Annotated in this window: 26 protein-coding genes; 16 read left to right on the top strand and 10 right to left on the bottom strand. The window is 63.7% G+C overall.

Going from position 1 to position 22885, the window contains the following annotated elements; all coding sequences use genetic code 11:
* Positions 1–14 precede the first annotated feature (14 nt).
* From AB4M76_RS08470 to cysE, 13 genes are all read left to right on the top strand, one after another.
* Positions 15–1199: a phage major capsid protein gene (locus tag AB4M76_RS08470; RefSeq protein ID WP_368441382.1), complete on the top strand. Its 1185-nt coding sequence runs from the start codon at positions 15–17 to the stop codon at positions 1197–1199.
* Positions 1200–1368: 169 nt separating this feature from the next.
* The gene (locus tag AB4M76_RS08475; RefSeq protein ID WP_368441383.1) at positions 1369–1968 is read left to right on the top strand and encodes a head-tail connector protein; all 600 of its coding nucleotides are present in this window, start codon (positions 1369–1371) and stop codon (positions 1966–1968) included.
* Positions 1965–2303: a phage head closure protein gene (locus AB4M76_RS08480; protein WP_368441384.1), complete on the top strand. Its 339-nt coding sequence runs from the start codon at positions 1965–1967 to the stop codon at positions 2301–2303. The genes AB4M76_RS08475 and AB4M76_RS08480 overlap by 4 nt, the downstream gene beginning before the upstream one ends.
* Positions 2300–2719: a DUF3168 domain-containing protein gene (locus AB4M76_RS08485; RefSeq protein ID WP_368441385.1), complete on the top strand. Its 420-nt coding sequence runs from the start codon at positions 2300–2302 to the stop codon at positions 2717–2719. Before AB4M76_RS08480 ends, AB4M76_RS08485 begins: the two co-directional genes overlap by 4 nt.
* 25 nt (positions 2720–2744) lie before the next feature.
* On the top strand, positions 2745–3167 hold the full coding sequence (locus AB4M76_RS08490; RefSeq protein WP_368441386.1) for a phage major tail protein, TP901-1 family: 423 nt from the start codon (positions 2745–2747) through the stop codon (positions 3165–3167).
* A 2-nt stretch (positions 3168–3169) separates the two neighbouring features.
* Complete coding sequence (locus tag AB4M76_RS08495; protein ID WP_368441387.1) at positions 3170–3484, top strand: gene transfer agent family protein; 315 nt, start codon at positions 3170–3172, stop codon at positions 3482–3484.
* Positions 3481–3693: a rcc01693 family protein gene (locus AB4M76_RS08500; protein ID WP_368441388.1), complete on the top strand. Its 213-nt coding sequence runs from the start codon at positions 3481–3483 to the stop codon at positions 3691–3693. Before AB4M76_RS08495 ends, AB4M76_RS08500 begins: the two co-directional genes overlap by 4 nt.
* A complete protein-coding gene (locus AB4M76_RS08505) occupies positions 3686–4345 on the top strand; it encodes a phage tail tape measure protein (protein WP_368441389.1) in 660 nt (219 codons plus the stop codon). Before AB4M76_RS08500 ends, AB4M76_RS08505 begins: the two co-directional genes overlap by 8 nt.
* 26 nt (positions 4346–4371) lie before the next feature.
* Entirely contained in the window at positions 4372–5004 is a 633-nt protein-coding gene (locus AB4M76_RS08510) for a TIGR02217 family protein (protein ID WP_368441390.1), read from the top strand.
* Positions 5004–5891: a DUF2163 domain-containing protein gene (locus tag AB4M76_RS08515; protein WP_368441391.1), complete on the top strand. Its 888-nt coding sequence runs from the start codon at positions 5004–5006 to the stop codon at positions 5889–5891. The genes AB4M76_RS08510 and AB4M76_RS08515 overlap by 1 nt, the downstream gene beginning before the upstream one ends.
* Positions 5888–6328 carry an NlpC/P60 family protein gene (locus AB4M76_RS08520; protein ID WP_368441392.1) on the top strand — a complete coding sequence of 147 codons (441 nt, stop codon included), beginning with the start codon at positions 5888–5890 and terminating at the stop codon, positions 6326–6328. The genes AB4M76_RS08515 and AB4M76_RS08520 overlap by 4 nt, the downstream gene beginning before the upstream one ends.
* A complete protein-coding gene (locus AB4M76_RS08525; protein WP_368441394.1) occupies positions 6328–10257 on the top strand; it encodes a glycoside hydrolase/phage tail family protein in 3930 nt (1309 codons plus the stop codon). Before AB4M76_RS08520 ends, AB4M76_RS08525 begins: the two co-directional genes overlap by 1 nt.
* Before the next feature lie 132 nt (positions 10258–10389).
* A complete protein-coding gene (gene cysE / locus AB4M76_RS08530) occupies positions 10390–11202 on the top strand; it encodes a serine O-acetyltransferase (protein ID WP_368441395.1) in 813 nt (270 codons plus the stop codon).
* 116 nt (positions 11203–11318) lie between these two features.
* Here the strand turns inward: cysE and AB4M76_RS08535 are convergent, their stop codons facing one another.
* The 6 genes from AB4M76_RS08535 to pgk form a co-directional block, all read right to left on the bottom strand.
* Complete coding sequence (locus AB4M76_RS08535) at positions 11319–12677, bottom strand: pyruvate dehydrogenase complex dihydrolipoamide acetyltransferase (RefSeq protein ID WP_368441396.1); 1359 nt, start codon at positions 12675–12677, stop codon at positions 11319–11321.
* A 10-nt stretch (positions 12678–12687) separates the two neighbouring features.
* The gene (locus AB4M76_RS08540) at positions 12688–14079 is read right to left on the bottom strand and encodes a pyruvate dehydrogenase complex E1 component subunit beta (protein ID WP_368441397.1); all 1392 of its coding nucleotides are present in this window, start codon (positions 14077–14079) and stop codon (positions 12688–12690) included.
* 1 nt (position 14080) lies between these two features.
* Positions 14081–14467: a VOC family protein gene (locus AB4M76_RS08545; protein WP_368441398.1), complete on the bottom strand. Its 387-nt coding sequence runs from the start codon at positions 14465–14467 to the stop codon at positions 14081–14083.
* Complete coding sequence (gene pdhA / locus AB4M76_RS08550) at positions 14467–15480, bottom strand: pyruvate dehydrogenase (acetyl-transferring) E1 component subunit alpha (protein ID WP_368441399.1); 1014 nt, start codon at positions 15478–15480, stop codon at positions 14467–14469. Before pdhA ends, AB4M76_RS08545 begins: the two co-directional genes overlap by 1 nt.
* Before the next feature lie 180 nt (positions 15481–15660).
* Positions 15661–15960 (bottom strand): septum formation initiator family protein, encoded by a 300-nt coding sequence (locus AB4M76_RS08555; protein ID WP_174858658.1) that lies wholly within the window; start codon positions 15958–15960, stop codon positions 15661–15663.
* 120 nt (positions 15961–16080) lie between these two features.
* A complete protein-coding gene (gene pgk, locus AB4M76_RS08560) occupies positions 16081–17259 on the bottom strand; it encodes a phosphoglycerate kinase (RefSeq protein WP_368441400.1) in 1179 nt (392 codons plus the stop codon).
* Between the two features lie 126 nt (positions 17260–17385).
* Here pgk and AB4M76_RS08565 point away from each other — a divergent pair, with 126 nt between their 5' ends.
* The 3 genes from AB4M76_RS08565 (at position 17386) to AB4M76_RS08575 (ending at position 19472) form a co-directional block, all read left to right on the top strand.
* Positions 17386–17892: a peptidylprolyl isomerase gene (locus AB4M76_RS08565; protein WP_368441402.1), complete on the top strand. Its 507-nt coding sequence runs from the start codon at positions 17386–17388 to the stop codon at positions 17890–17892.
* Positions 17885–18439 (top strand): peptidylprolyl isomerase, encoded by a 555-nt coding sequence (locus AB4M76_RS08570; RefSeq protein WP_368441403.1) that lies wholly within the window; start codon positions 17885–17887, stop codon positions 18437–18439. The genes AB4M76_RS08565 and AB4M76_RS08570 overlap by 8 nt, the downstream gene beginning before the upstream one ends.
* Positions 18440–18503: 64 nt before the next feature.
* Positions 18504–19472 carry a DUF3179 domain-containing protein gene (locus AB4M76_RS08575; RefSeq protein ID WP_368441404.1) on the top strand — a complete coding sequence of 323 codons (969 nt, stop codon included), beginning with the start codon at positions 18504–18506 and terminating at the stop codon, positions 19470–19472.
* A gap of 75 nt (positions 19473–19547) precedes the next feature.
* Here the strand turns inward: AB4M76_RS08575 and AB4M76_RS08580 are convergent, their stop codons facing one another.
* From AB4M76_RS08580 to AB4M76_RS08595, 4 genes are all read right to left on the bottom strand, one after another.
* The gene (locus tag AB4M76_RS08580; protein ID WP_368441405.1) at positions 19548–20048 is read right to left on the bottom strand and encodes a polymer-forming cytoskeletal protein; all 501 of its coding nucleotides are present in this window, start codon (positions 20046–20048) and stop codon (positions 19548–19550) included.
* Positions 20038–21366 carry a DUF5930 domain-containing protein gene (locus AB4M76_RS08585; protein ID WP_368441406.1) on the bottom strand — a complete coding sequence of 443 codons (1329 nt, stop codon included), beginning with the start codon at positions 21364–21366 and terminating at the stop codon, positions 20038–20040. The genes AB4M76_RS08580 and AB4M76_RS08585 overlap by 11 nt, the downstream gene beginning before the upstream one ends.
* 196 nt (positions 21367–21562) lie before the next feature.
* The gene (locus AB4M76_RS08590; protein WP_368441407.1) at positions 21563–22387 is read right to left on the bottom strand and encodes a ferritin-like domain-containing protein; all 825 of its coding nucleotides are present in this window, start codon (positions 22385–22387) and stop codon (positions 21563–21565) included.
* Entirely contained in the window at positions 22384–22857 is a 474-nt protein-coding gene (locus AB4M76_RS08595; RefSeq protein WP_368441408.1) for a peroxiredoxin, read from the bottom strand. Before AB4M76_RS08595 ends, AB4M76_RS08590 begins: the two co-directional genes overlap by 4 nt.
* Positions 22858–22885 lie beyond the last annotated feature (28 nt).

Consider the following 22885-nt stretch of genomic DNA (forward strand, 5'->3'; position numbering starts at 1 on the left):
ACAGAGGAAATGAGATGAGCAAAAGCGATGCAAACGTCAGCATGAAGTCAGGCGCAGACCTGTCCCCGGCGGAGGAAGTGCGGCAGGCCGTGAGCGGTTTTGTCAGTGACTTCAATGGCTTTCGGGCCGAGATGAACAGTAAACTTCAACAATCAGAAGAGCGAATTGCCATGATGGATCGCAAGATGACCCTGCCTGCCCGTAGCCCTCTTGGGGGCGCGGCTGACCAGGACGCACCGCATAAGAAAGCCTTTGACGCCTATCTGCGCAACGGGGATGACGACGGGCTGCGCGGGCTGGAGCTGGAGGGCAAGTCGATGTCGACGGCGGTTAATTCCGACGGCGGCTACCTTGTCGATCCGCAGACCTCGGAGCGGGTGCAGTCGGTGCTGAATTCAGGCGCCTCGATCCGGGCAATCGCGTCGGTGGTGCAGGTTGAGGCGACCTCCTATGACGTGCTTGTCGATCACGCCGATGTGGGGGCTGGCTGGGCGACTGAGAGCGGTCCGCAGGCCGAGACAGACACGCCGCAGATCGACCGGATCACCGTGCCGCTGCATGAGTTGAGCGCGCTGCCCAAGGCGAGCCAGCGTCTGCTGGATGACAGTGCTTTCGACATCGAAGGCTGGCTTGCCGGGCGGATCGCCGACAAGTTCGCCCGGGCCGAGGCGGCGGCTTTTGTCAGCGGGGACGGGGTCGACAAGCCGATGGGGTTCCTGAGCCATCCGGTTGTGGAGGACGAGACATGGAGCTGGGGGCGCCTTGGCTATGTCGCCAGTGGCACCAATGCGAACCCTGAGGCCGATGCCATTGTTGAACTGGTCTATGCCCTGGGCGCGGCCTACCGCAAGAACGCGGTTTTCGTGATGAATTCCAAGACCACGGCAAAGGTGCGCAAGCTCAAGGACACCGACGGGCGCTTCCTGTGGTCCGACGGGCTGGCGGCGGGCGAGCCGGCGCGGCTGATGGGCTATCCGGTGCTGGTGGCCGAGGACATGCCCGATCCGGCGCCGGAATCGATGTCGATCGCCTTTGGTGATTTTTCCAGCGGTTACACCGTGGCGGAACGCCCTGACCTGCGCATTCTGCGCGATCCCTTCAGCGCCAAGCCGCATGTACTCTTCTATGCGACCAAGCGGGTGGGCGGTGACGTGAGCGACTTTGCGGCGATCAAGCTGATGAAATTCGGCCTGGCGTAAGCCGGTGCCGAAGCCGGGGCCGGGGTGACTTGGCCTCGGCCCGGGCGTGCGCCGCAAGGGTTGTGTTGTCTAGCTGCTCCCCTCCAACCGAGCAATGCAACCGGGGCACGTCCGGCATTTCGCAAGAGGTCCGACGCCGGGCCGAGGGGCGTAAATTTGGAGACGTTCGATGATGTTGATCGAGGAAACAAATGTCCCGGATGCGGCGCTGCCGGTGGAGGCGTTCAGGGCGCATCTGCGTCTCGGCAGCGGGTTTGCACAGGACAGCCTTCAGGATGCGGTGCTGCGGGGGTTCCTGCGGGCGGCGATGGCGGCGGTGGAGGCGCGGACGGGCAAGGCGCTGCTGCGGCGGCGCTTCGCACTGTCGCTGACCTTTTGGCGGGAAGCGGGGGCGCAGGTCTTGCCGGTGGCGCCCGTGCAGGTGATCGAGCGTCTGGCGCTGGTGGCACGGGACGGGACCGAGACCGTGGTCGAGCCGGAGCGCTATTGGTTGCAGCGCGATGCGCAGGCGCCGCGGTTGCGCAGCAGCACGCCGACCCTGCCGCGTATCCCGAGCGCGGGGGCGGCGCTGATCAGCTTTGACGCGGGGTTTGCCAGCGCCTGGGATGGGCTGCCCGATGATCTGGCGCAGGCGGTGATGTTGCTGGCGGCGCATTACTATGAATACCGCGATGACACGGCGCTTGGCGAAGGCTGTATGCCTTTTGGCGTGAGCAGCCTGATCGAGCGGCACCGCAAGATGCGCCTGGGCTTTGGAGGTGCAGCATGAGCCGGCCGCATTTGAACCGGGCGCTGATCCTGGAGACGCCGCAGCGGGTGAGCGACGGGGCGGGCGGGTTTGTCGAAAGCTGGCAGCCACTGGGGACGCTTTGGGCCGAGGTGCGCGCACGGACCGGGCGCGAGACCGCGCAAAGCGGGGCGGCGGTGAGCCGTATGGCGTTCAAGATCACCGTGCGTGCGGCCCCGCAGGGCGCGCCGGCGCGTCCGACAGCGCAGCAGCGGTTTCGCGAGGGCGCACGTATTTTCACCATTCAGGCGGTGGCGGAGACCGACAGCGCGGGCCGCTATCTGACCTGCTTTGCCCAGGAGGAAACAGCCGTATGACCTATGCGCTTTCGGGGGCCTTGCAGGGGGCGATCTATGACCTGTTGCGATCCGATGCGGCGGTCGCGGCGCTCATTGGGGATGCGGTTTATGACGCGCTGCCGGGCGGGACGCTGGCCGAGACCTATCTGCGGCTTGGCCGCGATCAGGCCATGGGGGTGGCGGACCGATCCGGGGGTGCGGCGACGCATCGCTTTGAAGTCTCGGTGATCACCAGCGCGCCCGGATTTGCCCATGCCAAGAGCGTCGCCGCGGCGGTTTGTGATGCGCTGCGTGATGCGCGACCTGCATTAAGCCGGGGCCATGTGGTCGATCTTTATTTTCACAGCGCCAAGGCGAGACGGACAGAGGGCGGCAGGGCGCGGCAGATCGATCTTCAGTTCCGGGCGCTGCTTGCGGATGAGCAAAGCGCATAATTTCAGATAGTTGCAGGAGAAAAACATGGCTGTTCAAGCGGGCAAGGATCTTTTGATCAAGGTGGACATGACCAGCGATGGTCAGTTCGAGACCATCGCCGGGCTGCGGGCCACGCGGGTGAGCTTTAACGCTGAGACCGTGGATGTGACCTCGCTCGATTCCCAAGGCGGTTGGCGCGAGTTGCTGGTGGGCGCGGGGGTGCGCTCGGCGGCGATCAGCGGCTCGGGGGTGTTTCGCGATGCCGGCACGGATGAGCGGGCGCGGCAGTTGTTCTTTGACGGGCTGACGCCGGATTTTCAGGCGATCATTCCAGATTTTGGCGTGGTTGAGGGGCCGTTTCAGGTGGCTGCGATTGAATATGCCGGGTCGCTTAATGGCGAGGCGACGTTTGAATTGAGCCTGCTGTCGGCGGGGGAGCTTGTCTTTACCCCCGATGTGGTGGTGTGAGCATGGGCAATCCCTGGCGTGGTGAAGTCTTGATCGTGATCGACGGAGAGCGGCATGCGGCGCGGCTGACCCTTGGCGCTCTGGCGGAGCTGGAGGCGGCGATGGAGGCCGACAGTCTCTTGGCGCTGGTGGAGCGCTTCGAGGGGAACCGGTTTAGCAGCCGCGATGTGCTGGCGCTTCTGGCGGCGGGATTGCGGGGCGGGGGTGCCGAGATCGACAGGGCCCGGCTTGAACATGCGCAGATCGAAGGGGGGCCAATGGCGGCAGCGCGGGCGGCGGCGGAACTGCTGGCGCGGGCCTTTACGGTGCAATCGTGAGCGCCGCGCGGCCTTTCGATTGGCCGGCGCTTTTGCGGCTGGGGCTCACCCGTTTGGGACTGCGCCCGGCGGAGTTCTGGGCGCTTACCCCGGCGGAATTGCAGCTGATGCTGGGGCCGCTGGGGGAGACCGCGCCGCTGCTAAGCGAAGGGCTCGCCGCCTTGATGGCGGTCTACCCGGATAGAGAGAGAGGGGCCGAGAATGGCTGAATTTGATGATTTTGACGGGTTTGAGGACAGGGCGGCTGGCCTGAACGAGACCCTGGCGCAGACCAGCAATCTGGTCTCCGGCTTTGACGGGGAATTGCGGCGGATGCGGGCGTCTTTGGCGGCGACGGGCAAGGATGTGGCGACTTTGGAAAAAGGGCTGAGCCGGGGCCTGCGGCGGGCTTTCGACGGGGTGGTTTTTGACGGGGCCAAACTGTCGGATGCTTTGGGCGATCTGGCCAATTCGATGATCCGCTCAACCTATAATGCGGCGATGCGTCCGGTGACCGATCATCTCGGCGGGATGCTGAGCCAAGGGGTCGGGAACGTGATGCAGAGCGTGCTGCCCTTTGCAGAGGGGGCGGCCTTTTCGCAGGGCAAGGTGCGGCCTTTTGCGCAGGGCGGGGTGGTGTCTCAGGCGACCGCTTTTCCGATGCGGGGCGGCGTCGGGATCATGGGCGAGGCGGGGCCGGAGGCGATCATGCCACTGGCGCGCGGGGCGGACGGCAAGCTGGGGGTGCGCGGCGCGGGAGGGGGTGACACGACCATCGTGATGAACATCACCACCCCCGATGTGCAGGGTTTCCAACGCAGCCAAAGCCAGATTGCCGCGCGGCTGAGCCGGGCGCTGAGCAGTGGCAACCGCAACCGCTGAGCCGACAGAGAAGAGAGGTGCAGGACATGCAATTTCACGACGTCAGATTTCCCCCGACCTTGAGTTTTGGCGCGCTTGGAGGGCCGCAGCGGCAGACCGATGTGGTCACGCTGGCGAACGGTTTTGAAGAGCGCAACACCCCATGGGCCCATTCGCGGCGCCGCTATGACGCCGGGCTGGGGATGCGCTCGATCGATGATCTGCAGGATCTGGTTGCGTTCTTTGAGGCGCGTATGGGGCAGATCTATGGGTTTCGCTGGAAAGATTGGGCCGATTACAAATCCGCCAAGGCCGAGGTGCCGGTGGCGTTTGGCGACCAGAGCATCGGTTTTGGCGACGGTGAAACGGCATCCTTTCAAATCTATAAGACCTATCGCTCGGGCGCGCAGAGCTACAAACGGCCGATCACGAAGCCTGTCGCAGGGACGGTGCGGGTGGGGCTGGAACAGGACGAGTTGCAGGAGGGCGTCGAGTACGAGGTCGATGCGGCCACCGGCATGATCACCTTTGCCCATCCGCCGGACCCAGAGGTCGAGATCTTTGCCGGCTATGAGTTTGATGTGCCGGTGCGTTTCGATACCGATCGTATCCTCGTCTCGGTCGAGAGCTTTCAGGCAGGGCAGGTGCCGGATGTGCCTGTGATCGAGGTGCGGGTCTGATGGCGGGGTTGGAACCGGGGTTCGCGGCGCATCTGGAAAGCGGCGTGACGACGCTTTGCCACTGTTGGCAACTCACCCGGGCCGATGGGACGGTCTTTGCTTTCACCGACCATGATCTGCCGCTGCAATTCGAGGGTGTGACATTTCGGGCCGACAGCGGGTTGAGCGCGCGGGCGCTGGCCCAGACCACCGGCCTGTCGGTGGACAACACCGAGGCGATTGGCGCGCTGAGCGATCAGGCGATCCGTGAAGATGAGATCGAGCAGGGGCGGTTTGACGGGGCGGAGGTGCTGGCCTGGCTGGTGAACTGGGCCGATCCGACACAGCGGCTCTTCCAGTTTCGCGGCAGCATTGGCGAGTTGCACCGCGCCGGTGGCAGTTTCCGCGCGGAGTTGCGGGGCCTGAGCGAGCCGCTCAACCAGCCGATGGGACGGGTCTATCAGAAACCTTGTTCTGCCGTATTGGGCGACGGCAATTGCGGATTCGATCTGAGCGCGCCGGGCTATAGCGATCTGCGGCCCGTCGAAGGGGTCGAGGCCGCGCAGGCGTTTCGCTGGGCGGGGTTCGCAGGTTTTGACGAGAGCTGGTTCGCGCGGGGGCGGCTGGATGTCTTGGACGGCCCCGCCGCTGGCCTGTGGGGGATGATCAAACAGGATCGGTTTGACGGCAGCGAACGTGTCATTGAACTCTGGGAGCCGATCCGCGGGGCGGTGGCCCCGGGGACGATGGTGCGGATCACGGCGGGCTGCGACAAGCGCATGGAAACCTGCCGTCTGAAGTTTAACAACCTGCTGAACTTTCAGGGATTCCCGGATCTTCCGGAGGATGATTGGATCATGGCGGTGCCGAAATCCGACGGCGTCAATTCCGGCGGGTCGCGTCGATGACGGGGGGGCAATGGGTCACCGCGGCGCGGGGCTGGATCGGCACGCCTTACGTTCATCAGGCCGCCACGCGGGGGGCGGGCTGCGATTGTCTGGGGCTATTGCGCGGCCTCTGGCGCGAGCTGCTGGGGGCGGAGCCTGAACCGGTCCCTGCCTATTCGATGGATTGGTCCGAGCCGCAGGGCGAAGAACGGCTATGGGCGGCGGTGCAACGGCATCTGCGGGCAAAACCGCCAGAGGATGTCGCCGCGGGCGATGTGCTGTTGTTTCGGATGCGGCGCGGGTCGGTGGCGAAACATCTCGGGCTTCAGGCCGACCTCGCGCCCAAGCCCAGTTTTATCCATGCCTATTCAGGGCATGGGGTCGTGGAAAGCCCGCTCAGCGGGCCGTGGCGGCGGCGCATCGTGGCGCGATTTGAATTTCCCAAGGAGATCACCTGATGGCAACGATTGTTCTTTCGGCCGCGGGCGCGGCGGTAGGCGGCTCGATCGGTGGCACTTTGGCGGGGCTGTCTTCGGTGGCCGTGGGCCGGGCGGTCGGTGCCACGCTGGGGCGTCTTGTCGATCAGCGTTTGCTGGGGCAGGGCGCGCAGGCGGTAGAGACCGGCCGGGTTGATCGGTTTCGCCTGACGGGGTCGGGAGAGGGCGAGGCCATTGCGCAGCTCTATGGCCGCATGCGGTTGAGCGGCCATGTGATATGGGCCTCGCTCTTCAAGGAAGAGGTCGCGGTCAGCGGCGGCGGCAAGGGCGGGCCACCAAAGCCCAAGACCACGCGTTATAGCTATTCGGTGAGCCTTGCCATTGCGCTTTGCGAGGGGGAGATCACCAGCGTGGGCCGGGTCTGGGCGGACGGTGTGGAGGTCGCGCCCGATGATCTGAATATGCGCGTCTATACCGGCAGCAGAGAACAGCAGCCCGATCCGACCATGGCCGCGATTGAGGGTATGGACCAAGTCCCAGCCTATCGCGGCACCGCCTATGTCGTCTTCGAAGACCTGCCGCTCGCACAATTCGGCAACCGCGTGCCGCAGTTCTCCTTTGAGGTGATGCGGCCCGAACAGCGCAGCACGCCGGGGTGGGACCATACCCCGCCCTTCGGCCTGCGCGGCGTCGCGCTGATCCCCGGCACGGGCGAATACAGTCTGGCGACGACGCCCGTGCATTATAGCAATGGTCCGGGGGCAAATTGGTCGGCCAATATCAACACGCCCGCGGGCAAGACGGATTTTTCGGTGGCGCTGGAAAGTCTGACAGAAGAGCTTCCCAAGCTGGAGGCGGCCTCGCTCGTTGTCTGCTGGTTTGGCAGTGATCTGCGCTGTGGCGATTGCCAGCTGCGACCCAAGGTGGTGGACGCCGAGATCGAGGGTGAAAACATGCCCTGGACTGTCTCCGGGCTTTCGCGGGGGGCGGCAGAGGTTATCGCCACATTGGACGACCGGCCCATCTACGGCGGCACCCCTGCCGATGCGGCGGTGATCGAGGCGATCCAGGCGCTGAATGCAGCGGGCAAAGCGGTGATGTTCTACCCTTTCATCTTGATGGACCAGACCGAGGGCAATGATCTGCCCGATCCCTATAGCGATGCGCAGTCCCAACCCCCGCTGCCCTGGCGCGGGCGGATCACCCTATCGCAGGCGCCGGGCCGTGCGGGCAGCCCGGACGGAACCGCAGCGGCGGCGGAGGAAGTCGCGGCGTTCTTTGGCACGGTCACGGCGGCGGATTTCGCGGTTTCCGGTGAGACGGTCAGCTACAGCGGGCCGGAGGAATGGAGCTTGTCGCGGTTCATTCTGCACTACGCGGCGCTTTGTGCGGCGGCGGGCGGGGTGGATGCGTTTTGCATCTCTTCTGAAATGCGCGGGGTCACGCAGATTCGCGGGGCCGGGAATAGCTTTGTCGCCGTGGCGGCGCTGCGCCAACTGGCCGCCGAAGTGCGCGCCCTGCTGGGGCCGGCTGTCAAAATCAGCTATGCGGCGGATTGGTCGGAATATTTCGGCTATCACCCGCAAGATGGCAGTGGCGACCTCTTCTTCCATCTCGACCCGCTTTGGGCAGATGACAATATCGACTTCATCGGCATCGACAATTACATGCCACTGGCCGATTGGCGCGAGGAAGACGGGCATCTGGACGCGGCAGACTGGCCGGCGATCCATGATCTCGATTACCTCAAGGCGAACATCGAGGGCGGTGAGGGCTATGATTGGTACTACCATTCGCCCGAAGCCCGCGCGGCGCAGATCCGCACGCCGATTACCGACGGGACCGCGGATGAGCCTTGGGTCTACCGCTACAAAGACCTGCGCAACTGGTGGCGCAATTCGCATCACAACCGGATCAATGGCCAGCGGAACGCTGAACCGACAGGCTGGGTGCCGATGTCCAAGCCGATCTGGTTCACCGAATACGGCTGTGCGGCGATCGATAAGGGCGCAAACCAGCCCAATAAATTCCTTGATCTGAAAAGTTCGGAAAGCGCTTTGCCACGCTATTCCAACGGCGCGCGGGATGATCTGATGCAGATGCAATATCTGCGGGCGATGTCGGAATACTGGAGCGATCCTGCCCATAACCCTCTGTCGGAGGAATATGGCGGGCGGATGCTTGATATGTCACGCGCCTTTGTCTGGGCCTGGGACATGCGGCCTTTTCCGTTCTTTCCCAATAACTTGGACATGTGGAGCGACGGGGAGAACTATGCCCGCGGCCATTGGCTCAACGGCCGCGTCTCGGGCCGCACGCTGGCGTCTGTGGTGGGCGAGATTTGCCGCCGAGCGGGGGTCGCGCATTTCGATACTTCTGAGCTTTTCGGCTATGTGCGCGGCTATGCGGTGGATCACCTGGGCGAGGGGCGGCAGGCGTTGCAGCCCTTGATGCTGCGCTACGGGTTCGACGCGATTGAGCGCGCAGGCGTGCTGAAATTTCGGATGCGCGATGGTGTCAATGCCGTGCCGCTGGAGCCCGAGCATCTGGCCGTCAGTCCCGAACTGGCGGGAATCACCGAACAGCTTCGCGCGGCAGAGGCCGAAATTGCCGGTCGGGTGCGGCTGCGTTTCGTCGAGGCGGATGGGGATTTTGACGTCGTGGCCGAAGAGGCGGTTCTGGCGGATGAGGCGACCCATGCGGTCAGCGGGTCCGAATTGAATATGGCCCTGACCCGCGGTGAGGGGCGGCAGGTGGTCGAGCGCTGGCTCACGGAAAGCCGGGTCGCGCGTGAAACCCTGCGGCTGGCGCTGCCCCCCTCGCGCATGGCGCTCGGTGCGGGGGATGTGATTGAACTGCCGGGCGACGGGCAGGAGGGCGCTGCACGCTTTCGGATCGACCGGGTGGAACAGGCCGGCGCGCTCTTGGTCGAGGGGGTGCGGATCGAACCCGAAGTCTATGACACCCTGCCTTTCGACGAACGCTTGCCCAGCCTGCGGCCTTTCGTGCCGCCGGTGCCGGTGCTGCCACAATTCATGGATCTGCCCCTGATGCGCGGGGATGAGCTGCCCTATGCGCCGCATCTGGCGGTCACCGCAAACCCCTGGCCCGGCTCTGTGGCGGTCTACCGGTCGGCCAGTGACAGCGACTATGCGTTGAACGCGATTGTGCCGAGCCGTTCGACGCTCGGCATCACCGGATCGCCGCTGCTCAAAGCCCCTGCGGGGATGCTGGACCATGGGCCGGTGTTGGAGGTCAAACTGACCAGTGGGACCCTGCAATCGGTGAGCCGCGAGGCGCTGCTGAACGGTGCAAACCTTGCGGCCATCGGTGACGGCTCGGCGGATAATTGGGAATTGTTTCAGTTCGAGCAGGCCGAACTCATCGCGCCCCTGACCTATTGGCTGCGCGGGCGGCTTCGGGGGCAGGCGGGGACCGATGCCTTGATGCCTTATGCCTGGCCCGCGGGATCGATCTTCGTTTTGATGGATGGCCATCCGCAACAGCTCGAATTTGGGCGGCATCTGCGGCGGGTGGCCCAGCATTACCGTATCGGTCCGGCGCAAAGGCCGGTGGACGATCCGTCTTACTTGCATCAGGTTCATGCTTTCGATGGCATCGGGTTGCGGCCCTATAGCCCCTGCCATCTGCGCAGTGAGACCGATGCAAATGGGGATATCCACGTCACCTGGCTGCGCCGTACACGGATTGATGGCGACCCTTGGGAGGGGCCGGATGTGCCCTTGGGCGAAGAGAGCGAGAGCTATCTTCTGCGCCTGTTCATCGGCAGCGACATGCGACGCGAGTTGCTGCTCAGCGCGCCGCATTGGACCTACAGCAAGGCGGCGCAAGCCGCGGATGGGATCACCGGGCCTTTTGCCATTGAAGTGGCGCAGGTTTCTTCTGCTTACGGCCCGGGGTTGGCCGCGCGGCTTCAGATCGCGCCCTAAACTCTCAAATGTGGTAGCATCCCGGGGGGGCAAAGTCTCTGCGCTCCCTTCACGATTCTGCGCGGGACGGATTTACAATTGGTCCCGCGCTGTTGCATGAGCTACCATGGCCTGAGCGCGAAGGACAATGACATGGCACAGACACGCAGTCGTATCTCAAAGATGGACCCGGTTTGGGACCGCATCCAGCAAGAAGCCGAAGCCGCCGTGCGGGATGAGCCGCTGATTGGTGGCTTTGTCCATGCCTGTATTCTGCACCATAAATCCATTGAAAATGCGCTGTCTTACCGGATCGCCGCCAAATTGTCGTCGAACGAGATGTCGATGATGGTGGTGCGCGAAATGGTCGAAGAAGCCTATGCCGAGGACGCCGATCTGGTCGCCGCCGCGCGGGCGGACCTGCGGGCGATCTATGACCGCGACCCTGCTTGCCACCGTTTGTTGCAGCCGATCCTGTATTACAAGGGCTATCAGGCGGTGCAGGCCTACCGGGTTGGGCACCATCTCTATACCAAGGGTAAGCGCGATCTGGCCTATTTCATCCAGATGCGTGTGAGCGAGATTTTTGGCGTCGATATCCACCCCGCCGCGAAGCTGGGCAAGGGGATCATGATCGACCACGCGCATTCCATCGTGATCGGTGAGACGGCCGTGGTGGGCGACAATGTCTCGATGTTGCATTCGGTGACGCTCGGCGGCACCGGCAAGGAAGAGGAAGACCGGCATCCGAAGATCGGCGATGGTGTCTTGATCGGTGCCGGCGCAAAGGTGCTGGGCAATATCAAGGTGGGTCATTGCAGCCGGATCGCGGCGGGGTCTGTGGTGTTGGAAGAGGTGCCCTCTTGCAAGACCGTGGCGGGGATTCCGGCGCGGATCGTGGGCGAGGCGGGCTGTGATCAGCCGTCGATGTCGATGAACCATCTGTTCGGGCCGGAGTACGAATAGGCTTTTCGGTCAGCGCGAAACGCAAAAAGCCGGAGCATGCGCTCCGGCTTTTGTTTTATGGGACCACCCGGCGGGCGGTGTTCAGGGCTAACTGCTCTCAAACTTCCGAAACTATGTCAGGCCAGCATGACCATTGGGTTCTCAAGGTTCTCGACGATGGCGTTCAGCAATTGCGCCCCGAGCGCACCGTCGATCACCCGGTGGTCGACCGAGAGGGTGACAGACATGACGGTGGCGGCGGTGATCTCGCCATCTTTGCCAATGATCGGTTTCTTCACCCCGGCCCCGACGGCGAGGATCGCGCCATGCGGCGGATTGATGACGGCGTCGAAATTGTCGATCCCGAACATGCCCAGATTGGAAATCGCGAAGCTGCCGCCCTGATACTCATGCGGCGCGAGCTTGCGATCACGGGCGCGACTGGCGAGGTCTTTCATCTGCGCCGAGAGGGTTGAGAGCGACTTCGTGTCGGCGTCCTGCAGCACCGGGGTGAAGAGCCCGCCTTCGATGGCGACGGCCACGGCCACGTCCGACGGCTTCAGCTTGAGGATACGATCCCCGGCCCAGACGGCATTGGCATCCGGCACCGATTGCAGAGCCAAGGCGCAGGCCTTGATGATGAAATCATTGACCGAGAGCTTCATGCCCCGTGCTTCCAACTGCTTGTTCAGATCGCTGCGGAAAGACAGCAGCGCGTCGATCTGGATGTCGCGGCGCAGGTAGAAATGCGGCACCGTCTGTTTCGCTTCCGTGAGCCGTGCGGCGATGGTCTTGCGCATGCCGTTGAGGGTGACTTCTTCAAAGTCGCGGCCCTCGTACATCTTGATGACCGCATCCGCCGAGGCGCCGGCAGGCGCGGGCTCGGTGACGGGGGCCGCGTCTTTGGCGGGCGCTGCGCTGTCGGATTTTGCTGCCGTCGGCTGGGCGCTTTCAACATCCGCTTTCACGATCCGGCCACGTGGTCCGCTGCCGTCGATTTGCGTGAGATCCAAGCCTTTGTCGGCGGCAATGCGGCGGGCGAGGGGGGAGGCGAAGATGCGCTCGCCCTTGTCCGTTTTCGGCGCGGCGGGGGCTTTGCTGTCGTTCTGGCTCTGCGCCTCGTTCGCCTCGCTGGCACCGCGGCCATAGCCCGCCTCGGGCGTTTCGGCCTCGGCGGCTTTGTCGCTCTCTTCAGCTTTCGGTGTCTCTTCCTTGGCCGCGCCTGCGGAACTGTCGATATCGTCGGCGCTTTCGCCTTCTTCGAGCAGCACGGCGATGGGGGTGTTCACCTTCACGCCTTCGCTGCCTTCGTCGATCAGGATCTTGCCGATGGTGCCTTCGTCAACCGCTTCGAACTCCATCGTCGCCTTGTCGGTCTCGATCTCGGCCAGAATGTCGCCGGAGGCGACTTCGTCGCCCTCTTTGACCAGCCATTTCGCCAGCGTGCCTTCTTCCATCGTGGGGCTGAGGGCGGGCATGAGAATTTCTGTGGGCATGATCCGCTCCTTACCGGTAGGTGACTTGTTTCACAGCCTCGATCACCTCATTCGTGGTGACCAGAGCGTGTTTTTCGAGGTTGGCGGCATAGGGCATGGGCACGTCTTTGCCGGTGCAGGTGATCACGGGCGCGTCGAGGTAATCGAACGCCTCCTGCATGATAACGCTGCTGATATAGCCGCCGACCGAACCCTGCGGCCAGCCTTCTTCGACGGTGACACAGCGGTTGGTCTTCATCACCGATTTCAGCACCGTGTCGGTGTCCATCGGGCGCAGGGTGCGCAGGTCGATGACCTCGGCTTCGATGCCCTCCTCGGCCAGTTTCTCGGCGGCTTCCAGCGCATAGGTCATGCCGATGCCGAAGCTGACGATGGTAACGTCGCTGCCCTCGCGCCAGACCCGGGCTTTGCCGAAGGGGACGGTGTAATCCTCGACATCCGGCACATCAAAGCTGCGGCCATAGAGGATTTCGTTCTCAAGGAAGATCACCGGGTTGGGGTCGCGGATCGCGGTTTTCATCAAGCCTTTGTAATCGCTCGCCGAATAGGGCATCGCGACCTTGAGGCCAGGGATCTGCATGAACCATGCGGCGTAGTCCTGGCTGTGCTGGGCGCCCACCCGGGCCGCCGCACCATTGGGGCCGCGGAAGACCATGGGCGCGCCCATCTGGCCGCCGGACATATAAAGCGTCTTGGCCGCCGAGTTGATGATCTGGTCCATTGCCTGCATCGCGAAGTTGAAGGTCATGAACTCGACAATCGGGCGCAGCCCGCCAAAGGCCGCGCCGACGCCGACGCCGGCAAAACCATGTTCGGTGATCGGCGTGTCGATCACGCGCTTGGCGCCGAACTCGTCCAGCAGACCTTGGGAGATTTTATAGGCGCCTTGGTATTCGGCCACTTCCTCGCCCATGAGAAAGACATTCTCATCGCGGCGCATTTCCTCGGCCATGGCGTCGCGCAGCGCTTCGCGGACGGTCTGCTGCTTCATCTCGGTGCCCTCGGGCCAGTCGGGGCTGGTGTCGGGCTCGGGCTGTTTCTTGCCCTCGGCGGGCGTCTCGCGGTCGTCGTCCGAGGATTTCGCCTGCGCGGGTTTGGCATCTCCGCCTTTGTCCTCGGCGGGGGCGGATGTCGCGCTGTCGATGTCGTCGGCGCTTTCGCCTTCTTCCAAGAGCACGGCGATGGCGGTGTTGACCTTGACGCCCTCGGTGCCTTCTTCGATCAGGATCTTGCCAATGGTGCCTTCGTCCACGGCTTCAAATTCCATCGTGGCCTTGTCGGTCTCGATCTCGGCCAGGATATCACCGGAGGAGACTTCGTCGCCCTCCTTGACCAGCCATTTGGCCAGCGTGCCCTCTTCCATGGTGGGGCTGAGGGCGGGCATGAGAATTTCGGTTGCCATATTAGTTGTTCTCCGCGGGAGTAATCATTCCGACGACGTTGCCTTGGCCGTCCTCGACATAGGCGCAACGGCCAATGCCCGGGTAATCCGTGGGCGCAAGCGCCTCGGCGCCGCCATTGTCGAGCGCCCAGCGATAGCGCGCGTCACAATCGTCGACTTCAAAGGTCATGGTGCCGCCCCGGATCGGGCCGCCGGGGGCGGGGGCCGGGCCGCTGCGCGCCATCAGTCCGCCGGTCAGCCCCCGGGTCATGCCGATGTCGCGGCCTTCGATCAGGTGGTATGCCATCTCCTCGCCGCCTTCCATCGGGGTGAACTGCCAGTTGAACAGCCCGCCGTAGAAGGTTTTCGCGGCCGCGACATCCGTTGCGTGAATCTCGAAATGCGGCATCAGGCGTCGGCCTCCTGCGGCACTTCGGTGGCGTAGATATCGGTCCAAAGCTCGTCGAGATCGGGCTCCGGGCTTTCCTTGGCGAAATCGGCGCTTTCGTTCACGATCTTCTTGATCTCCTTGTCGATGGCTTTGAGATCATCCTCGCTGGCATGGTTGCCCTCCAGCAGCAGGCTGCGCACGGCTTCGATCGGGTCGCGCTCGTCGCGCATTTTCTGGACCTCTTCGCGGGTGCGGTATTTCGCGGGGTCGGACATGGAGTGGCCGCGGTAGCGGTAGGTCTTGATTTCCAGAATATAAGGGCCGTCCTTGCGGGCGTGTTCCACGGCCTTCTGGCCCGCTTCCTTTACCGCCAGCACATCCATGCCGTCGACCGCCTCGCCGGGGATGCCGAAAGCCTTGCCGCGTTCCCAGATCTCGGCCGAGGAGGTCGAGCGCTGCTGCGAGGTGCCCATGGCGTATTGGTTGTTCTCGATCACAAAGATCACCGGCAGTTTCCAAAGGGCGGCCATGTTGAAGGTCTCATAGACCTGGCCCTGGTTCGCGGCCCCATCACCGAAATAGGTAAAGGTGACGCGGCCGTTGTCCTTGTATTTGTCGGCAAAGGCGAGGCCCGCGCCCAGGGGCACCTGCGCCGCGACGATGCCATGACCGCCGTAGAAATGCTTCTCTTTCGAGAACATATGCATGGAGCCGCCCTTGCCCTTGGAATAGCCGCCCTCGCGGCCCGTGAGCTCGGCCATGACGCCGTTGGGGTCCATGCCGCAGGCCAGCATATGGCCGTGATCGCGGTAGGAGGTGATGCGTTTGTCGCCCTCTTCCGCCGCGGCCTCAAGCCCCACGACAACAGCTTCCTGACCGATATAGAGATGACAGAACCCGCCGATCAGCCCCATGCCGTAAAGCTGCCCGGCCTTTTCTTCAAAGCGCCGGATCAACAGCATGTCGCGGTAATAGCTGGTCAGCTCCTCCGCCGAGACATTGGGTTTCTTGCTCGATTTCTTTGCGGCCATGGACGTCTCCTCCGTCGGCTCTGGTCAGGTGCCAAAAGTAGTTTAGCGTTAAACTATTCCCTAGCGCATTCCGAAGCGGATTGCGAGAGACTTTGTAAACTGGCACGCGCACCGGTTCTGGCAAGCCAAAGTGGGCCAGAAGCGTGGAAGAATTGCAACCCCGCAGAGGGGGGTGGGAGATTAGCGGATGACGATCTCGTCGGTGCGCACCATGCCCAGGACCTTGCGGGCGCGTTCGTCGAGCAGATCAAGGTCGAGGTAGTCGTCAGACAGGCGTTTGGTGAGGTTTTCCATCCGCGCCACTTCGGCCCGGACTTCTTCGAGACGCGCGCTCAGCTTTTGGTTCTCGGCCACGATCTCGGTCCGACGGAAAAGGCCGAAATCGCCCTGCACGGCGGCAAAGGTGAAATAGAGGCTCAGCGCGAAGGCGATCGCGAAGAACAGTAAAGTACCAAAAGCGGGGCGGGTGCTGCGGGTCATGTCTCTGCCTCTGTCGCCTCTTACCGGGCGTAAATCCTTTATGGCACAGGCGATTCGTTCAGGGGAACCCCCCGCGCGCCTATGCCATAGGATATCGACCAGTTTTTCAGCAGGCGTGACTTATCCGCCAAGGGCCGCGACGCCGGGCAGCGTCTTGCCCTCCATCCACTCCAGAAAGGCGCCGCCTGCGGTGGAGATATAGGTGAAGTCCTCGGCCACCCCCGCCTGGTTCAGCGCGGCCACCGTGTCGCCCCCGCCGGCCACGGAGGTCAGCGTGCCCTCGCGGGTCTGTTGGGCGGCCGCACGGGCAGCGGCGACCGTGGCAGTGTCGAAGGGCGGGATTTCAAAGGCCCCCATTGGCCCGTTCCAGATCAGCGTGCGCAGCCCGGCGAATGCCGTCTCGACCAGCGCCACCGTATCGGGGCCCGCGTCCAGCACCATTTGATCCTCAGAGAGCTTGGCGTCGGGGCCAAGCTGGGCCACCTCATGCGCGGCCCCTTTGGCAAAGTCCCGCGCGACCAGACCATCGACGGGGAGGATCACCCGGCAGCCGGCCTCTTCGGCCTGCGCCATGATGTCCTTCGCGGTGTCATAATAGTCCGGCTCTTCCAGCGATTTGCCCAGATCAGCGCCAAGCGCGGCGAGAAAGGTGTTTGCCATGCCGCCGCCGATGACCAGCACGTCGAGCTTGTTGACGAGGTTCTCCAGCAGGGCGATCTTGGTCGAGACCTTGGCCCCGCCGACCACCGCGCCGACCGGGCGCTCGGGTTTGGCGAGGGCTTTCTCCAGCGCTGAGAGTTCGGCCTGCATCAGACGGCCCGCGCAGGCGGGCAGCAGGCGGGCCAGCGCCTCGGTCGAGGCATGGGCGCGGTGCGCGGCAGAGAAGGCGTCGTTGCAGTAGATATCGCCAAGCGCGGCCAATTGACGGGCGAAACCTTCGTCATTGGCTTCTTCGCCGGGGTAGAAGCGGATGTTCTCCATCAGTTGCAGATCACCCTCTGCCGCTGCCGCCGCATCTAGTGCGGGGACAAAGGTCACATCGCGGCCCAGGGCATCTTCCAGGGCGGGCAGCACCTGCTTCAGGCTCATGTCCTCCACGACCTTGCCCTTTGGGCGGCCAAAATGCGCCAGCAGGGTGACCTTGCCGCCGCGCGACAGGATGTCTTGCACCGTGGGCACGATCCGTTCGATCCTTGTGGCGTCGCTCACGCGGCCATCCTCGACCGGCACGTTGATGTCCACGCGCAAAAGCACGCGTTTGCCGTTCAGGTCCATGTCGTCCAGCGTCTTCCAGCCCATCGCTCTACTCCAAATCAATCTCTTGCGCTGTGTTTTGCTGTTATCGCCGCTCGCGTCAATGCGCGGCTTGGCAATCGCGGCCAAGCTCCTTAGGTATCTGGCAAAGATAAGCAGAAGGATTGCACAATGGCCGATATCAAAGACCCAGAAAACACCATCCTGATGGAGCTGAAAGGCGGCACCGTCACCATCGAGTTGATGCCCGACCTCGCGCCCAAGCATGTCGAGCGGATGAAGGAACTGGCCCGCGCCGGGAAATACGACAATGTCGCCTTCCACCGTGTGATCGAAGGCTTCATGGCCCAGACCGGCGATGTCGCCAATGGCAATATGGAAGACAACTTCAACCTGCGCGCCGCGGGCACCGGTGGCTCCGATCTGCCGAACCTGCCGGCGGAATTCTCCAAGGTGCCCCACGCCCGCGGCACCATCGGCGCGGCCCGTTCGGCCAATCCCGACAGCGCCAACAGCCAGTTCTTCATCAACTTCAAGGACAATGACTTCCTCAACGGTCAATACACCGTTTACGGGCAGGTCATCTCCGGCATGGAACATGTCGACGCGATCACCCGGGGCGAGCCGCCTGCGAACCCCGACCGCATGATCAGTGTCAAGGTGGCCGCCGATGCGTAAGCTCGCAAGCACCAGCGCGCTTTTCGCGCTCCTCGGCACGGCGGCGATGGCCACCGGGCTTGAGATCGAAGTCGCGGGCGAGGCGAATGGCACGATCAAGATCGACCTGCTCGAAGACGTGGCCCCCAACCATGTGGCGCAGATCACCGAACTGGCCGAAGAAGGCGCCTATGACGGGGTGGTCTTTCACCGCGTGATCGAGGACTTCATGGCGCAGACCGGCGATGTGCAATTCGGCCGCGCAGATGGCGACACCGCGCGTGCGGGCATGGGCGGCTCCGAAAAGCCCGATCTTGAGGCCGAGTTTTCGGACATCGCCTTTGAGAAGGGCGTCGTGGGCATGGCCCGCAGCCAGAGCCCCGACAGCGCCAACAGCCAGTTCTTCATCATGTTTGACGAAGCGCCTTTCCTCAACGGTGAATATACCGTCGTGGGCAAAGTGACCGAGGGGCAGGACGTCGTCGACGCCATCAAACGCGGAACCGGCCCGAATGGCGCCGTGACCGGCACCCCGGATGTGATGAAAACGGTCACCGTGACCGAGTAACATCTGATCCCGATTGCGTGGGGTGGGCTTGCTTGCCCACCCCCCTATGCGCCAAGCTGGTCAGATGATCAGACTATGCGCCATTGTTTTGACCCTTGGCCTTTCGGCCATGCCCGCCACCGCCGATCCAGCCCGCTGGCAGGGGGAGTGGCCGGAAACCGATTTCTCGAAAACAAGCATCACCGACTGGTCCGAGATCATCTCGGGCGGCCCCCCGAAGGACGGCATCCCGGCGCTTGATGCGCCTGACTTTCGCAGCGCTGCCTCAGAGACCCGCATCGCCCCGCGTGAGCCTGTGATCACGGTCGAGATCGACGGGGCCAAGCCACGCGCCTATCCGATTCGCTATCTCACTTGGCATGAGATCGTGAACGACCGGGTGCAGGGCCGGCCCATCGCGGTGACCTTTTGCCCGCTCTGCAACTCGGCGCTGGTCTTTGACCGCCGCGTGGCGGGGCAGGTGCTCAGCTTTGGCGTTTCGGGCAAGCTGCGCCATTCCGACATGGTGATGTATGACCGCCAGACCCAAAGCTGGTGGCAGCAGGCCGAGGGCCGCGCCATCGTCGGGGCGCTGACCGGCAGCGAACTCAGGCACCTTCCAAGCTGGCTGGAAAGCTGGGCCGATTTCACCGCCCGCCACCCCGATGGGCTGGTGATGGAGGAGCCGTCCTATAACCGGGCCTATGGGCGCAACCCCTACCGGGGCTATGATTCCGCCGCCAAACCCTTCCTCTATGACGGGGCTCAGCCGCCGCATGGCATCGCGCCGCTTGAACGTGTGGTGCGCGTCGGTGACAGGGCGTGGCGGCTCAGCCGGCTGGCAGAAGCGGGCGAGCTGCGCGAGGCGGGGGTCACGATCACATGGCGCGCCGGGCAAGCTTCGGCGCTGGACGCGGGGGAGATTGGCGCGGGGCGGGATGTCGGTTCCATCCGCGTACGCGACGGCGCGGGGCGCGACCTGCCGCATGATGTGATGTTTGCCTTCGCCTTCGACGCCTTCTGGCCCGATGGCATTTGGATGCTGGGCCGCTGATCACACCCCCCCCCAAGGAGAACGGGCGCCGCAGTGATCTGCGACGCCCGTCGGTTGTTCCGGCTTACCCGATGCTCAAGAAGCGGGGTTCGGCTTCTGCGCCGGGGCAGATTTCGCGCCGGGGTTCAGCGGGTCGTCCTGACGCTGCACAGAGCCTTCGAAATGCGCGCCGGATTCGATCGCGATGGTCTTGTGGATGATGTCCCCCTCGACCCGCGCGGTCGATGTCAGGCGCACCTTGAGGCCACGGACACGGCCCACGATACGGCCATTGATCACCACGTCATCGGCAACCACTTCGCCCTTGATCGTCGCGGTCTCACCGATGGTCAGCAAATGCGCGCGGATGTCGCCTTCGACCGTGCCTTCGACCTGAACGTCGCCGGTGGTTTTCATATTGCCGGTGACATGCAGATCCGACGACAGAACCGAGGCAGGCGGCTTGGCCTTAGGGGCGCTGGCCTTGAATTCGCTCTGCTTTGGCGCGGCAGGGGCCGCTGCATGACCGGAAGAGGCCGGCTTGTTGGCATCGGCATCACTGGGCGCGGGATCATTGATTTTGCTTTTAGAAAACATCGTTTGCAGCCTTGATATAGATCATGGGATTGACAGCTTTGCCACCTACGCGGACTTCATAGTGGAGATGAACACCGGTGACCCGTCCTGAGGCACCCATATCACCGATATGTTGCCCGCGCGAGACTCTTTGACCAACTTTCACGCGAAGCTTGGACATATGGGCGTAGCGGGTCTCGATGCCAAACTCATGCTGGATCTTGACCAGCCTGCCATAGCCCGAGGACCAGCCCGCATGGGTGACCACCCCATCGGCGGTGGAATAGAGCGGCGTGCCCATGCCGGCGGCAAAGTCAACGCCCTTATGCATGCGGCGCCCGCCGGTCTTGGGGTCGCGGCGATAGCCGAACTGGCTGGTGAAGCGGAAGGCGTTTTTCACCGGGTTGGCAAAGGGCGCTTTTTCAGCGGCGATGCGGTAGAGGTTCAGCCGGTCCATCTGGTCCAGCAGCTTGTTGGCGCGGCGGGTGTCGGCGCTCAGCTCTTCGCCCCGGGTGGTGAAGGACAGCGGCGTCATCGGGCCGCCCTGACCGGAATAGCCCCGGCGCACGGTGGCGAGAATCCGGTCGGTCGGCATGCCGGCGCTGCGGAACATCTTGTCCAGAGGCGCCACGGAGACGCTCATCGCCTCTTCCAGCTGGCGGAAGATCGCGTCGTTCTGATCCCGCATCAAAGCGATTTCCTGCGCCATTTCATCGGCCTGCAACAGCGCATCCTGCGCATCGACGACGACCTTGTCGCGCTCGGCGGCGGTGCGCGCCAAAGCCTGTGCCAGAAAATCAACCGGCGCCTGGTTGGCATCCGCGCGGGGGCTGCCGGCCTCGCCATTCTCGATGCTGCCCTGCAATTCGGCCAGTTTCAGACGCGCGCTCTGGCGGTCTTTCATCGTGTCGCGCAGGGTGGATTGAATCACCTCGATCCCGGTTTCCAACTCCCGGCGGCGGGTTTCAGACGACAGCAGTTCGGACTGCATGACGGAAATCTGCTTCAGCGCCGCATTGAAACGGTCCTGCGCGGCAAGCGCCTCTTCGGCGCGCAGGTCACGCTGGGCGGACAGTTCATTGAGCCGCGCCTGATAGGTGCGCTGGTCGCGTTTGGCCTGTTCGCGGAAATTGCCGGACCCGATGCTGTCCATCAGAACGATCGCGGTGGCGATAATCGCCCAGGAGACCAGAAAGGCAGAACCGGCAAAGCCAATCACCTGGGTTGCCGGGCGCAGGCGAATGAATCGGGTATCGCTGTCAGATTTCAGAAAGACTCGGCGTTCGGGGAAATAATGCTCAAGCAAAGCATTGGTCTTGATGGCAAGCCGTGTGCGCACGTTATTGTCCTTATCCCGTCCCGTCGCCGCGAGGGGGCGTCCACTTCCCGCGCCCGCGTCCCGAACGTCAATAGCCAGCCAAGCACAAGGGGGCAACCCTGTTGGTCCTCAGCAACACTCCGCAGCGCTCGGGACTCCGCCTATGGGGGACCGCAGTGGCAAAAATCCGCCGATACCAAGCACTTGCCGTTTTGGCTCAGCTTGGGGCCGGTTCAGCGCCCGCGGTCAGGGGCCAGTAAAAGTCCGGGGGGATTCCCGCCTCGGCGCGCTTTTCCTCGTTGAACGGCGGTTTCAGATCGCCGTGGAAATACTTGCGCACAAGGGCGTGAAAGCGGTCTTTCGGGTCTTCATCATGGCGCCCGCAGAGGAAGTGGAACCACTTGCTGCCATAGGCCACATGGGCGACTTCCTCGGCATAGATCGTCTCTAGTGCGGCCACCGCGCTCTCGGCCTTTGCCTTGCGGAAAATCTCGATCATCCCGGGCGTCACGTCCAGCCCGCGCGCCTCCAGCACCATGGGCACCACGGCAAGCCGGCCCATCAGATCCTCCACCGTGTCTTCGGCGGCGCGCCACATGCCGGCATGGGCAGGCAGGGCGCCGTAATGGCTGCCCATCTCTTCAAGACAGTCGCACATCAGGTTGAAATGTTTCGATTCGTCGTCGGCGGCCTTGACCCAATCGTCATAGAATCCCAGCGGCAGCGGCACATGGGAAAACCGCGCGATCACGTCCCAATGCAGGTCCACCGCGTTCAACTCGATATGCGCCACGGCATGCAGGAGCGCCGCGCGGCCTTCGGGCGTGCCGGGGCGGCGGCGCGGCACCTCGCGGGGGGAGAGCAGTTCGGGCTTGGCGGGCCGGGCAGGGTGCAGCGGCGGATCGGCGCGGCCCACCTCGGGGCGTTCGCCTGCGGCGCGGGCCGAAAGCCACTGCGCCGCATAGTCCCGCGACAGCGCCGTTTTCTCGCGCCCATCCGCCGTGCGCAGCACCGCCTCGGCCATTTCCGCCAGCGGCATCATGAGCCGCGCACCGCGTCGAGCACCGCGTCCACATGGCCCGGCACTTTCACTTTGCGCCAGACCTGCGCGATCTCCCCCTCGGCGTCGATCAAATAGGTCGCGCGTTCGATCCCCATGGATTTCTTGCCATACATGTTCTTCTCGACCCAGACGCCATAGGCCTCCGTCACCGCGCCATCGGTATCGGACAGAAGCGGCACGGTCAGCGCGTGTTTCGCGGCGAACCTGTCGTGTTTGTCCATACTGTCGCGCGAGATGCCAAAGACCTGCACGCCGGCCTCGGCAAAGGCGGCCAGACGCTCGGAAAAGCCGATCGATTCCTTGGTGCAGCCGGGCGTGTCATCGCGCGGGTAAAAGAACAGCACCACGGGGCTGCCGCGCAGCGCCGAAAGGGTGATCTCGCCGCCGCCGGTGACGGGCAGGGTGAAATCCGGGGCCGGTTGGCCGGGCTGCGGGCCGATCTGAGACATGACACAGTTCCTTTGGCTTGTAGAGCAT

It is taken from the genome of Sulfitobacter sp. PS-8MA, from assembly GCF_040933935.1.
Classification (GTDB): domain Bacteria; phylum Pseudomonadota; class Alphaproteobacteria; order Rhodobacterales; family Rhodobacteraceae; genus Sulfitobacter.